Genomic DNA, 13,064 nt, shown 5'->3' on the forward strand with positions numbered 1-13,064 from the left:
CGGTCGGTGCGAACGGGGGCCGGACCAGACGGTTAGCGGAGTCGGTCGACATCGCTCGGCCCGTACTCGACCGCGCGCTCGAGTCGTTCCTCGCCGTGGTCTCTGAGTTCTTCCAGAGAGGTGTCGCCGATCAGTACCGATTCGATCTGCTCGGCGAGCCGTTCGGCCGCCAGCTCGTCCGGGATGGCAACGAAGAGCGCGCCCTGCTCGAGCAGTTCCGTTCCCGACTCGACGTCGACGGCCCGGACGATGACGTCGGCGTCGATGTCGAGCGCGAGGATCTGTTCGGCCCACGACTCCCGAGCGACGGTGCCGACGACCAGCGTCGCTTCGTCGACGTTCGCGACCGTCCACGTCGACTCGGTCATGACGTCTCCGAGGACGTAGTTCTCGCAGTGCTCTCTGACCGCGTCCTCTCGATGGGGGTCGCTCTCGATGACGACGTAGGGCTGGTCGGCGCGCTCGCAGGCTTCGACGACCTGCTGTCCCTCGCGATCGTACTCGGTAACGATGACGTGGTTTCGAAGGTCGTCGCTCACCTGACTCCGCTCCCGCACCCGCTCGAGGTCCGTCTCGAAGACGCCGCGATCGACGAGCCGCTGGAACCCCGCCTCGGCGTACCGAGTCGTGAGCGTCGAGCCGAGCATCGTGACGATCGCCGCGAGGACGATCGCGTCGAACAGCTCCGGCACGAGGACGCCAGCGGCGAGCGCCTCGATCGCGATGATCAGCGCGAACTCGCTGATCTGGTCGAGGTTGTAGCCGGCCAGCGTCGCCGTTCGCGAGTCGTACGACCGCCAGCGAAGCACCAGGTAGGTGACCAGCGGGTTGAGAACGAAGACGGCGACTAGGAGCAGGGCGCCGATTCCGAGCGTCTCGAGCGTCGGGATCGAGACGAGCGCGCCGAGCGTGATGAAGAAGATCGGCGTGAAGAAGTCCTCGAGGTAGCCGATCGCGTCGACCATCTCGACGTCGTGGGGGTACTCGGACGCGACCGCGATCCCGGCCGCGAAGGCGCCGACGACGATCGAGACGCCGGCTAACTCCGAGATGGCGATGAAACCGATGATCAGCGAGACCCCGGTGAGCATGAGGATCTCGACGTCGCTCTCGGCAGCCGTCACGAACCGCTCGAACAGGAAGTGACGGAACGCCAGCGCACCGGCGATCATCGCGATCCCTGCGCCGAGCGGAACGAGGCTTCCCTCGGCGTAGACGAACGCCGACAGCAACAGGACCGCGACGATCGCGACCACGTCCTCCACGAAGTGGATCGACTCGGCCATCCGCTCGTGGAGGCTGCGGAGTCTGACCCGTCGCTCGAGCAGGCTCAGCGCGACCAGCGAGGAGCTGAGCGTGCCGGCGAGCGTGAAGTACAGTGCGTTGAGCCCGTCGAGTCCGAGTCCGAGTCCGATCCCGAACATGATGAATCCGGTCACGACGAGTTGGACGACCGAGACGATCAGGCTGTCTCGGCGCAGGCTTCGTCCCTCGAGGGGCTCGAGTTCGACGGCGAACGCGAACACGAGGAACGCGATCCCCCACTGCGCAAGGTCGAGCAACTGCCCCTCGTCGACGATGCCGACGACGTTTCCGGCGGCGCCGAACGCGACACCCGCGAGCAGGTAGAACGGCACGGTCGGCAGCGAGAAGCGAGTCGCGGCGATCAGCAGGAGCGCCGCGACCACGAAGATCAGCGTGAGCGCGGCGATGAATTCGAACTCGCTCACTTGCCGTCACCTCCGCTGGCGTCGGCGGCGGTTCCGACGCCCTCCCGGGGCGGTTCGGGGGGAGCGGACCCTCGCTCGCGGATCCGGTTCATCGACTCCCGGGCGGACTCCCGGAACTGCTCCCGGTCCCCGGCGAACGTCTCGATGTACTCGCCGAGCAGTTCGCCCGCCATCACCTCCTTGAGGACGACGTAGTCGGCGCCCAGTTCGTAGAGGTCCTCCGCCTCGTCGACGTGCTCCGCGGCGGCGACGACGAACGTGTCGTCGTCGGTCTCCTCGACAAGCTGTCTGTTCACCGACGGGGGACGGGCCATCGAGAGGACGAACGCGGCGTGCTCGAGATCGGCCTGTTCGCGGATCTCGCCGTGGCGGATGTCGCCGTATCGGAAGTCGACGTCCATCGACTCCAGTTCGTCGACGTTCTCGACCGACCGATCGACGACGATCACGTCCTCGAACGCCTCCTGAACGACCGGCAGCGTCTCGCGAACGACGGGGTCGTAGCCGATCAGTACCGCGTGATCCTCGGTAATCGAGAGCGAGGCGTCGCGCTGGTCCTCGTCCTCGAAACGCTCGAGGTACGGCGCGGCCAGCTCGTAGAGTCGGTCGTTGTAGATGATGATGTACGTCGACAGCGTCATCGTGACCAGCGCCATCAGACTGAGGTAGCCGAGGATCGGCTCGTCGACGAGTCCTTCCGTGACCGCGAGCGCGCCGACCACGAGCGAGAACTCGCTGACCTGTACCATGTTGATACTTCCGAGGAACGACGTCTCCGGCGCGAAGTTTTCGCGGTTGATGAGGTAGAACATGATGAGGAAGTTGCCGACCATCAGCACGGCGGAGGCGACGAGCGCCTCTTGCCAGTACGCCAGCAGGTAGTCGGCCTCGAGCTGGAGCCCGATGCTCGTAAAGAAGACCACGAGGAAGAAGTCGGTCACCGGGCGCATTCGCTCCTTGAGCTCGGTGCTGTAGGGGAGCTGGGCGAGGCTAAGACCGGCGATGAACGCCCCGACCTCGACCGAGAGCTCGAGGGCTTCAGCGACGAAGATAAAGAGGAACGCCCACGCCAGCCCGACGACGAACAGGACGTTTCGGTCGCTCGCGACCGACTCGAGCAACGTCGGCAACAGGTACTGGTAGGCGACGTAGGAGGCGGCCCCGATCGCCGCCATCAGTCCGAGGATCCAGGCGACGTCGAAGAGGATCTCGCCGGCGGTTCCCTCGAGCCCCGCGCCGACCAGCGCGAGGACGATCACGAGGTAGATGTCCTGGACGATGAGGACGCCGATGTCGATCCGTCCCGGGAGGCTCTTCAGATCTCCCTTCTCGTCGAGCAGCTTGACGATGATCGGCGTCGCGCCGAAGACGGTCGCGAGCGCGATGATGAACACGTCCATCCCCCGAAAGCCGAGCAGGAACGCGATCCCGAACGCGGCGGCGGTCTGGAGGATCGTCTGTCCGATCGAGATGTTGACGATCGGCCTGAGGATATCCTTGATCCGCTCGAACCGCATCTCGATCCCGAGCACGAAAAGCAGGAAGCCGAGCCCGAGTTCGGCCATCACTTCGATGAGCTGTTCTTCGGTCACGACGCCGAGCAACACGGGACCGAGAACGATCCCGGTCAGGATGTATGCCACGAGCGTCGGCTGTCCGGTCCGTCGGGCGGCGTAGCTCAGCACCGTCGCCGCGACGATGACGATGGCGAAGTCGGCCGCGAGTGCGATTCCTCCGAGTGCCATACTGTGTTGATACGTAGTGACGACGCTGCTCGCCGGCTATCGGCGTGCCGACGGTATCGGAGCCGAGCGGGCCACGATCGGTTCGATCGAGACGCCGTTCCCGGTAGTTTCACGTGTACTGTACCGCCGACCGACAATACCGGACGAAACCGGAGGCGGTCCGTTCGCAACGGGGTTGACGGCGCGGCTCGCGATCATCGTCGCTCGAGCACCGTTCCCTCGCCGGCGACGGCGACCCCGAGGTCGTCGCCGAGCGCGATCGCCTCGAGTTCCGCCGGCGCGTCCGCGTCGGCCCGTTCCCAGTCGGCTGTCGGTCCGTCGCGCTCGTGGATCGTTCCGTCGGCGGTACAGACCGCGAGTCGGTCTCCGACTCGAGCGATCCCAGTCAGCGCGTCCTCGCAGACCCGCTCGGGGGTCCACCGCGAGCCGTCGTAGCGGTGGACGACGCCGGCGTCGGTACAGAGGAAACAGGATCCGTCCTCCCCCCCGGCGAGTCCGGTCGGGGTGCCGTCGGCGCCGTCGATTCCGATCGGCTCGAAGCGCTCGCCGCCGTCGTCGGTCGCGAAGACGCCGTCGTTCGTGTCACAGCAGTAGCCGACCGACGAGTCGACGAGAACGACGTCGCTCAGGCTCGAGCCGCTGCCCGGCTGGACGGGAGCGTCCCAGCTGCAGTCGCCGTCGCGGTACCGACCGCGCAGCACCTCGCCAGAGCCGTTGATCACCAGGACGGTCTCGTCGCCCTCGCTGCCAGCGACGGCGATTCCGGCCAGGTTGTCGGTCCGATCGTCGGGCGCCGAGTAGTCGGTGTGGCGACCCGTGTCGAGCTCGAGTCGGCCGACGGCGCCCCCGTCGCCGGCGACCCAGGCGGCCTCGCCGTCCTCGGTTACGTCGACGCCGTGCAGGGTCTGCCCCTGGGCGGCGGGACCGTCCTCGAGGGTGATGGACCACTCCTCGCCGTCCGTCGTCGCGACCACACCACCCTCGCCGACGGCGACGGCACTCGAGCGGTCGGCGACCGCGGCGTCGAGCAGGGTTGCGTCGGTGGGTGCCTCCGCGTGTCGCCACTCGGGTTCGGGTTCGGACTCGGAGTCGGTCTCGCCCTCGTCGTGCGATTCGGACGCCGGCGCGGCGCCCTCGGCCGCCGGGTCGGCCTCGCCAGTCAGCTCTGTCTCGCCAGCGGGCTCGTCTACTTCGGATTCCGACGCGGCTGTACCCGCCGACTCGGTCGACGGTTCGGCGTCGGCCGTCGGCTCGCTCGAGGGCCGGGGCTCCGGTTCGCGGTCGGTCGTCGACGTCCCCTCGAGCGACTCCCGTTCGTCCTCCCGCGAGGACTCGGATCGAGACTCCGGCTCGGCCGGCGGCGGGCCGAGCGAATCGGCGCCCGACTCCGGGGCGGACCGGTCCTCGGGTTCGATCCGCTCGCCTCCGTTTCGCTCGTTTCCGTCCGACTCGCTTTGCTCCGCGAGCGCCGCGTCGGTCGGCGACATCGAACTCCCGGCTGCGTCGTCGCCACGTCGCGTGATGTAGAGGACGATCGGCGGGACGATATAGCAGGCGAGCGCCAGGAGGACGAACCCGCGGTGGACGAACGAGAGGAGTCCGAACGCGGTGAGCCCGGCCGTCGCGACGGCGTGCATCCAGGTCTTCGTGTACTGCTGGAAGAACCGGCCGAAACCGCCGGTTTCCGTGTTCGTTGCCATCGCTCAGCCCCACCCGTCCTCGAGGATGGATCCCTCGCTGTCGCTGCCGGCTACCGGGACGGCGGGCCGCAGCGAGAACTGTTCGCTCATCGAGCCGTCCTTGGCACTCCGAACGGAAAAGCCGGGACCCTGAAGTGTCCTGAGCCGTCGGCGTCGAACCTGTAACGTTATACCGGGCGAGTGACAACCGGGTGATGATGCGCGAGGAGGCGACGGCGTTCGTGCCGGGCCACGTGACCGGATTCTTCAGCGCCCATCCGGACGCGGACCCGACGAAGGCCGGCTCACGTGGGGGTGGACTGACGCTGACCGACGGCGTCGAGGTGACCGTCGAACCCGCGACCGAGACGGCGGTCGTCCTCGACGGCGACCCGATCGAGATCGATCCGGTCCGGACGGTCCTCGAGGAACTCGAGGTGCCGGCCCGCGTCGAGGCCGAGTCCGAGCTCCCGCTGGGGGCCGGGTTCGGCGTCTCGGGGGCAATGGCGCTGGGCACGGCGTTCGCGGCGAACCAGGTCTTCGAGCGACGGCGGTCACGAAACGAACTCGTCGCGATCGCCCACGCCGCGGAGGTCGAGGCCGGAACGGGGCTGGGCGACGTCGTCGCCCAGGCACAGGGCGGGATCCCGATCCGGCTCGAGCCGGGCGGCCCCGCGGTCAACGAACTCGACGCGGTTCCCGCCCGGGCCCGGGTCGAGTACGTCGCGTTCGGCGAGCTGTCGACGGCCGACGTGCTCGCGGGGGAAACCGCGAAGCTCTCGCGGGCCGGGGAGGAAGCCCTCTCGCGGCTCGTCGAGGAGCCCACCCTCGAGTGTCTCATGGACGCCTCGCGTCGGTTCGCCCGCGAGGCCGAGCTGCTGACGCCGACGCTCGAGGAGGCGATCGAGGACGTGGCGGGCGTCGGCGGACAGGCGTCGATGGCGATGCTCGGCGAGACCGTCTTCGCCCTCGGGACCGGGCTCTCGGACGCCGGCTACGAGCCGTCGGTCTGTCGAACCCACCCCTCGGGTGCGGTGCTAAAGTAGGGATCGGTCGGCTTTTCATCGACGGTCTCGAGTCATCGTTCATGACTGATTACGACACCGTCTCCGCCGACGTCGAGCACGAGGAGGAGATTCCGGAGGACCACCCCAGATACCAGGACCTGCTCACCCGCCACCGGATCGAGCGGGGCGTCGAGAAGGGGATCACCCACCTCCAGGGGATGCACGCCGAGGGGCGAGGCAGCGCCTTCGACTACCTGCTCGGCGAGGAGACCATCCCGAGCGCCGACGAGGCCGAACGGGCCGCCGCGGCCCACCTGCTGCTCGCCGAGAAACCGGTGCTCTCGATCAACGGCAACGTCGCCGCGCTCGTTCCCGGCGAGATGGTCGAACTCGCCGAGGCTACGGGAGCGGATCTCGAGGTTAACCTGTTCAACCGCACGCCCGAGCGAATCGAAGCGATCGCCGACCATCTGCGCGACCACGGCGCGGAGGAGGTCAAGGGGATCGAGGCCGACGCCCGGATCCCGAACCTCGACCACCAGCGCGCGAAGGTCGACGCCGACGGCATCCACGCGGCCGACGTCGTCGTCGTCCCGCTCGAGGACGGCGATCGAGCGGAGGCCCTCGAGGCGATGGGCAAGACCGAAATCGTGATCGACCTCAACCCGCTCTCGCGGTCGCCCCAGGTCGCGGAGGTGCCGATCGTGGACAACATCATCCGCGCGGTGCCGAACGTGACGGCTCACGCGCGGGACCTGGCCGACGCCGACGAGGCCGAGCTCCGGGAAATTATCGAGGCGTTCGATCGGGAGGCGGCGCTCGAGGACGCCGAGCGTCGGATTCGAAACGGCGAGCTCTAGAAGCGGTCGGTGATCCGCGGCGAGAGGGTGTCGCGACCGTCTTCGGTTTCGGTGATGTGGTCGTTGTCGGCGCCGTTGACGAACGGCACTCGCGATCTGATCGAGGCGGTGAGTTCCCTGACCCGGTAGTACGACAGCGAGAAGTACTCGCTGGCCCGCCGGCTGAACGAGCCGTCGACCTCGTAGCGGATGTCGCAGTCCTCGCCCCGCAGCGTCTCCCCGTCGTCGTCGATCAGCCAGCGGCGAGTGAGTTCGACGCCCTTCTGGGCGTCGTAGCCGCGGGCGACGTAGTGTCTGTAGGGGTGGCGGATCCAGGAACACTCCCAGTGGGCGTAGACGTCGACGCCCTCGGCGTTCTCGAGTTCGTGGAGGACGACGTGGAGCTGGTACGACGCCAGCGGCGACGGCCGCCACACCCACGACCCCTCGGCGGTGTTCCCGTCCATCCGAACCTTCACCGCGGAGATCGGGTTGCGCGAAAATCCGATGTCGTCGAGCAGCGCTTCGATCTCCGCCTCGGAGCAGTTAGCGGTCAGCACGTACTCGTCCGCGGTGGTGTGCGTGACGGCGTACCCCCCGAAGGTCCCCCGCAGGAGGTAGTGAATCTGCGGGTAGACGGTCCGCCGAGCGGCGTTGATGGCATCCTCTCGATAGCCCATACGACCGAGTGATACGTCGAAATCGGTATGAATCTTTGGCAGGCAGTGGCTGCAACGACCGCTGCCAGGGGAACCGCGAGCGGGCGGACGATGCGTGCATACGCCAGTAGAACGGTTACGGACGTTCCAGTTGGTAGTACGCACACTCAAATGAACGCGACGGACGACGGAGATATCATTGCGAGACGCACGCTCGACACCAATCGGGAGACGCCGGCGACGGAGGTCGTCGAACTCGTTGCCGACCTCGAGAATCGGGAGCCGACCGACCTCGCGCCGATCTACTACACGGTCAACGAACTGCTCGCGGATCTGTTCTCCTCGCCGCCGCGGGCGACGGCCGACGCCGCCATCGAGTTCACCTACGAGGGGTACCAGTTCCGGGTTCGACAGGACGGAACGACGACGGTGACGAGCGCCGGCGTCTGATCCGGTCTCTCGCGGTCGCGGGTCGGTTATTATAAAACCGTTCGCCGGGTGCGATGAGATAGAGATGGACGCCTACGAGCTAATCACGCGAAACGCCGAGGAAGTCGTCACCGACGAGGAGGTGCGCGAACTCGCCGACGATCCCGAGGGGAAGCGCGTCTACGTCGGCTACGAGCCCTCCGGCGTGTTGCACCTGGGACACCTGCTGACCGCCAACAAGCTGATCGACCTCCAGAACGCCGGTATGGAGGTCGTCGTCCTGCTCGCGGACGTCCACGCCTACCTCAACGGGAAGGGCAGCTTCGAGGAGATCCGCGAGACTGCCGAGCAGATGAAAGCGCAGTTTACCGCCTACGGCCTCGACGAGGAAAACACCGAGTTCGTCTACGGCTCGGAGTTCCAGCTCGAGGAGGAGTACACCCTCGACCTGCACGAACTCGAGCTCTCGACGACGATGAACCGCGCCCAGCGCGCGATGGCCGAACTCCAGAGCGGCGAGACGGCGAAGGTAAGCCACCTCGTCTACCCGCTGATGCAGGCGCTCGATATCGAGTACCTCGATCTGGACCTCGCGGTCGGCGGCCTGGATCAGCGGAAGGTCCACATGCTCCACCGCGAGGAGATTCCGGACCTCGGCTACGAGGCCCGACCCTGCCTCCACACGCCGATCGTCGCCGACCTCACCAGCGGCGAGGGGAAGATGTCCTCGAGCGAGGGGATCACGATCTCGATGGAAGACTCGACCGACGAACTCGAGGAGAAGGTCAACTCGGCGTTTTGCCCGCCCACACGTGACCCGGAGGGCGACCTCGAGAACCCCGTCCTCGAGCTGTTCGAGTACCACGTCTTCCCACGCTTCGAGGGGGTCGTCGTCGAACGCCCCGAGAAGTACGGCGGCGACCTCGCCTACGAGGACTACGAGAGTCTAGCTGCGGACCTCGAGTCCGGCGATCTCCACCCCGCGGATGCGAAGGGCACGCTCGCGGCCTACCTCGACGAGCTGATCGCGCCGGGTCGTGAGAAGCTGCGCGAACTGCGAAGCTAACGCTCGGTACCGCCGAGTCCCCGGTTTCGCGGATGCCGAACGGTTCGCCCGTCACGCCGTCGCCGCCCGACTCAGAACTCGACCGCGTCGATCCACGGCTCGTCGCCGCAGTACTGACACTCGAAGGTCGTCTCGTACTCCTCACAGGGGTCGTGGACCCCGCGCCCGCACGTCTCGCAAGTCGAGATCTCGCTCTCGTCGGGTCGCCGTCCGCAGGTCGTACAGCGCGTACCGATTTTCATGAGTCGTGCTAGCTCACCTCTTTCACTCGACGTTCCGGGAGCGAGCGACAAAAACCTCCGGATCGGACGGCCGAGCGACCGGTCAGCTCGAGAGTCGATCCAGCCGATTCAAGTGCGGTCCCGTCCCTTTCCCGGTATGAACGAGACGCGACGAGCCATCCTCGAGGCGATCGCCGACGGCCCCGTCTCGGGCCCGGACGTGGCCGAGTCGCTCGGCATCTCCCGGGCGGCCGTCTGGAAGCAGATCGACGCGCTCCGCGAAGCCGGCTTCGAGATCGAGGGGGGGTCGAACGGCTACACCCTAACTGACGTCACGGCGTACAACGCCCCCGCCGTCGAGTACGGGCTCGAGGCGCCGTTCTCGATCGAGTACCACGACGCGATCGGCAGCACCAACGACCGCGCCCGCGAGCTGGCGACCCAGGGTGCGAGCGACGTCGGCGTCCTCGCGGACGAACAGACCGGGAGCCGGGGTCGCCTCGAGCGCGAGTGGACCGCGCCGTCGGGCGGGGTCTGGTTGAGCATCGTCCTCCGGCCCGAGGTCGCGCCGGCTCGCGCGTCCCTGTACACGCTGGCGGCGTCGGTCGCGACCGCACGGGCGGCTCGAGAGGCCGGCGTCGACGCCCGAATCAAGTGGCCCAACGACGTCGTCGTTCCCGTCGACGACGAGGGCGGGTACCGCAAGCTCGCGGGGATCCTCACGGAGATGGAGGGCGAGACCGATCGCATCGCGTGGCTCGTCGTCGGCATCGGCGTCAACGCGAACATCGACGCCGATGCGTTGCCCGCAGAAGCGACCTCGATCCGCGCCGAAGCCGGCGACGTCGATCGACGCGCGTTCGTCCAGCGGTTGCTCGAGGAGTTCGACGATCTGCGAACCGACCTCGAGGACGTCGTCCCGGCCTGGCGCGAACTGGCGCTGACGCTGGGCCAGCGCGTTCGGGTCGAGCGACCGACCGGCGAACTCGTCGGCGAGGCCGTCGACGTCACCGAGAGCGGGGCACTCGTCGTCGAGACCGACGACGGCCGGGAGACGGTCTCGGCCGGCGACTGCGAGCACCTGCGACCGACCTAGACGTCCGAGGTCTCCGGCGTTTCTCCCTCGGCCGCCTCGGCCTGGCGCTCGGAGTCCGGAACCGGTTCGTCCTCGCCCAGCCTGACCGTCAACACCGGGACGGGCGACTGTCTGACGACCCGTTCGGCGACGCTGCCCAGCAACAGCCGGTCGATCCCGCCGCGGCCGTGCGTGCCCATAACGACGAGGTCGCAGCTGTCGGGGGTCGCCTCGCGGACGATCACCTGGCTCGGCGACCCCTCGAGGATCTCCGTCTCGACGTCGACGTCCGGTGGCGCGAGTTCCTCGACCCGTGCGAGCGCGCCCTGCCCCTCCGAGCGCAGCGCGTCCCCGATGCCTTCCCAGGCGGTCTCCATCGGCAGCCCGCCGTAGCTGGCGACGTTGGCGACGTAGATCGCTTTCACCGTCGCGTCGTGAGTGCGCGCGAGTTCGAACGCGTACTCGAGCGCGCGCTCGCCCTCCGGCGAACCGTCGGTCGGGACGAGAATGCAGTCGTACATCTGTTACCACGTGGCATAACACGTCGGGAGTAATAACGTTGTGGTAGTATCGGGGGGTTCGCCTACGAATACTGATACGGTGCCGAGGAGGGGGCTCGAGAAACGGCGTCGACGCTGTGGGCGCGAGCGAAAACGCCAAAGGAGGGAGCGAAGGGCTACAGTTGCTTGCTGACGTAGGGGCCGTCCTGCGTGTAGCCCAGCTTGTTCCGGTAGTACTCCCGGGCGCCGATCCCGGAGATGACGCTGAGCTTGTCGTAGCCGGCGTCGGCCGCGAGTTCTTCCGCCCGTTCCATCAGCCGGCGGCCGTACCCCTTGTGCTGGTGCTGGTCGGTCTGACCCTCGCTACCGACGGCGACCTCGCTCCCGTAGACGTGCAGTTCCCGGACGATGGCGGCGTTCTCGAGTTCCGGACGGATCCGGTCGTCTCCCGAAGCGGAGGGGGAGCCGCTCGCGGTGCCGCCGTCGTGTGGGAACCGGAGTCGGCAGAAGCCGACGAGGAGGTCCTTCTCGAAGTCCTCGACGGAGATGAACTGCTCCGTACCCCCGCAGGCGTCGTAGCTCATCACGTCGAGTTCGACGTTTTCGGGAGTCTCGTCGTTCATGCCGGCCTCGCGACAGCGGATGCAGTCGCAGGACCAGCCGTGCTCGTCCATGCGCTGTCTGGCGAGCTGTCTGAGGTTCGACTTCCAGACGCCGGCGTCGATGTAGTCGGCCGGGATGTCCCGCTGGACCCGCTGGAGGCGCGTGTAGCGCGGGATCATATCCTTGATCTCGGCGACCAGGTCGGCGGCCTCCTCGTTGTCGAGCGGGTCGAACTCCCCCTTGTGCCACCAGTCGTAGGTCGCAGTGCCCCGGACGATTAGCGTCGGGTAGATCTTGAGGTAGTCGGGCTTCCACTGTTCCTGCTCGAACAGCCGGCGGAAGTCCTCGAGACACATCTCCTTGCTCATCCCCGGCTGGCCCGGCATCATGTGGAAGCCGACCTTGAATCCCGCGTTGCGGAGCCGGCGGTTGGCGTCGATCGACGCCTGGGCGCCGTGGCCGCGGTGCATCTCGCGGTTGATTCGCTCGTAGGTCGTCTGGACGCCGACCTCGACTTTCGTCCCGCCCAGCTCGAGCATGCGGTCGATCTGCTCGGGGTCGCACCAGTCGGGCTTGGTCTCGAAGGTCGTCCCGATGTTGCGGATGTCGTTCGTCTCGTTTTCCGCGATGACGTCCTCGAGGTACTTGAACTCGTACTCCTCGGGATCCTCCGCGAAGCTGACGCCCTCGGCAGGTTCGGGTTCCTTCTCGACGTCGTAGTCGTTCATCGCCTCTAAGGCGCGCTTGACGAACCACTCCTGGTAGTCGTGGCTGCGGGCGGTCATCGTCCCGCCCATCAGGATCAGCTCGACCTTGTCGACCGGGTGGCCGATCTCCCGGAGCTGTTCGAGCCGCAGGGTCACCTGACCGTACGGGTCGTAGTCGTTCTGGACGCCCCGCGCCGCCGCGGGCTCCTCGCCCGTGTAGCTCTGGGAGGAGGAGAACTCCGAGTCGGGGCCGCCAGGACAGTAGAGGCACTTCCCGTGGGGACACCGCTCGGGCGAGGTCATGATCGCGACCGGGGAGACGCCCGAGGCGGTCCGGACCGGTTTGCGCCGGAGCACCGCTTCCAGGTCCTCGCGGTGCTCCTGGGGTGCGTAGTCCAGCAGCTCGGAGTTCTTCGGCACCTTCGGCGCCGAGTGTTCCGAACACGCCTCGAGCTTGGCTTTCTCGACCTCGTCGCGGTCGATCTCGCCCGCGAGGATCCGCTCGACGAGCGTCTCGCAGACCTTCTCGAACGCGTCGGTTTCGGTCGGTTCGGGCGTCTCGGTACTCACTACACTGTTTTGGTCGCGCGTCGCGAATAAGCGTGTCGGACTCGCTACCCGTCGAGCCGGGAGCAGTACGGCTTTGACCGCCCGCCCGAAACGTCACGACGAATGCGCGAGATCGAACTCTCGTACACCGTCGAGCCGTCCGCCGAGCAACTCCGCGAGCGACTGACGCCGCGCTCGATCCTCGAGTACGCGGACGTCTACGAGGTTCGAGCCTGCGAGCCGACCGACGGCGGG

General features: G+C 67.3%; 12 protein-coding genes. 5 read left to right on the top strand and 7 right to left on the bottom strand.

The genetic code is table 11. The annotated features are described in order from the left end of the window. Positions 1-32: 32 nt before the first annotated feature. The 3 genes from ACNA7R_RS09270 to ACNA7R_RS09280 all read right to left on the bottom strand — a co-directional run bounded on the left by ACNA7R_RS09270 (position 33) and on the right by ACNA7R_RS09280 (position 5,175). Positions 33-1,730 carry a cation:proton antiporter gene (locus ACNA7R_RS09270; RefSeq protein ID WP_416283281.1) on the bottom strand — a complete coding sequence of 566 codons (1,698 nt, stop codon included), beginning with the start codon at positions 1,728-1,730 and terminating at the stop codon, positions 33-35. Next, entirely contained in the window at positions 1,727-3,475 is a 1,749-nt protein-coding gene (locus ACNA7R_RS09275) for a cation:proton antiporter (protein WP_416283282.1), read from the bottom strand. Before ACNA7R_RS09275 ends, ACNA7R_RS09270 begins: the two co-directional genes overlap by 4 nt. Before the next feature lie 194 nt (positions 3,476-3,669). After that, a complete protein-coding gene (locus ACNA7R_RS09280; RefSeq protein WP_416283283.1) occupies positions 3,670-5,175 on the bottom strand; it encodes a hypothetical protein in 1,506 nt (501 codons plus the stop codon). A gap of 197 nt (positions 5,176-5,372) precedes the next feature. On the opposite strand from ACNA7R_RS09280, the gene ACNA7R_RS09285 reads away from it, so the two are divergent. Further along, entirely contained in the window at positions 5,373-6,200 is an 828-nt protein-coding gene (locus ACNA7R_RS09285; RefSeq protein WP_416283284.1) for a pantoate kinase, read from the top strand. A gap of 41 nt (positions 6,201-6,241) precedes the next feature. After that, complete coding sequence (locus ACNA7R_RS09290; protein WP_416283285.1) at positions 6,242-7,021, top strand: 4-phosphopantoate--beta-alanine ligase; 780 nt, start codon at positions 6,242-6,244, stop codon at positions 7,019-7,021. On the opposite strand, the gene ACNA7R_RS09295 is transcribed toward ACNA7R_RS09290, so the two are convergent. Beyond that, entirely contained in the window at positions 7,018-7,680 is a 663-nt protein-coding gene (locus ACNA7R_RS09295) for a hypothetical protein (protein ID WP_416283286.1), read from the bottom strand. The two genes, ACNA7R_RS09290 and ACNA7R_RS09295, sit on opposite strands and share 4 nt — an antisense overlap. 150 nt (positions 7,681-7,830) lie before the next feature. On the opposite strand from ACNA7R_RS09295, the gene ACNA7R_RS09300 reads away from it, so the two are divergent. Both ACNA7R_RS09300 and ACNA7R_RS09305 read left to right on the top strand, forming a co-directional pair. Then, on the top strand, positions 7,831-8,109 hold the full coding sequence (locus ACNA7R_RS09300) for a HalOD1 output domain-containing protein (RefSeq protein ID WP_416283287.1): 279 nt from the start codon (positions 7,831-7,833) through the stop codon (positions 8,107-8,109). A 64-nt stretch (positions 8,110-8,173) separates the two neighbouring features. Beyond that, complete coding sequence (locus tag ACNA7R_RS09305) at positions 8,174-9,154, top strand: tyrosine--tRNA ligase (RefSeq protein WP_416283288.1); 981 nt, start codon at positions 8,174-8,176, stop codon at positions 9,152-9,154. Between the two features lie 71 nt (positions 9,155-9,225). Here ACNA7R_RS09305 and ACNA7R_RS09310 read toward each other — a convergent pair whose 3' ends face one another. Further along, positions 9,226-9,396 carry a hypothetical protein gene (locus ACNA7R_RS09310; RefSeq protein WP_416283289.1) on the bottom strand — a complete coding sequence of 57 codons (171 nt, stop codon included), beginning with the start codon at positions 9,394-9,396 and terminating at the stop codon, positions 9,226-9,228. Positions 9,397-9,532: 136 nt separating this feature from the next. On the opposite strand from ACNA7R_RS09310, the gene ACNA7R_RS09315 reads away from it, so the two are divergent. Next, positions 9,533-10,471 carry a biotin--[acetyl-CoA-carboxylase] ligase gene (locus tag ACNA7R_RS09315; protein ID WP_416283290.1) on the top strand — a complete coding sequence of 313 codons (939 nt, stop codon included), beginning with the start codon at positions 9,533-9,535 and terminating at the stop codon, positions 10,469-10,471. On the opposite strand, the gene ACNA7R_RS09320 is transcribed toward ACNA7R_RS09315, so the two are convergent. Both ACNA7R_RS09320 and ACNA7R_RS09325 read right to left on the bottom strand, forming a co-directional pair. Then, a complete protein-coding gene (locus ACNA7R_RS09320) occupies positions 10,468-10,971 on the bottom strand; it encodes a universal stress protein (RefSeq protein WP_416283291.1) in 504 nt (167 codons plus the stop codon). The genes ACNA7R_RS09315 and ACNA7R_RS09320 overlap by 4 nt on opposite strands. Positions 10,972-11,126: 155 nt before the next feature. Continuing rightward, positions 11,127-12,830 carry a tRNA uridine(34) 5-carboxymethylaminomethyl modification radical SAM/GNAT enzyme Elp3 gene (locus ACNA7R_RS09325; RefSeq protein ID WP_416283292.1) on the bottom strand — a complete coding sequence of 568 codons (1,704 nt, stop codon included), beginning with the start codon at positions 12,828-12,830 and terminating at the stop codon, positions 11,127-11,129. Positions 12,831-13,064: the final 234 nt, after the last annotated feature.

It is taken from the genome of Natronococcus sp. (assembly GCF_047921035.1).
In the GTDB taxonomy this organism is placed as follows: domain Archaea; phylum Halobacteriota; class Halobacteria; order Halobacteriales; family Natrialbaceae; genus Natronococcus.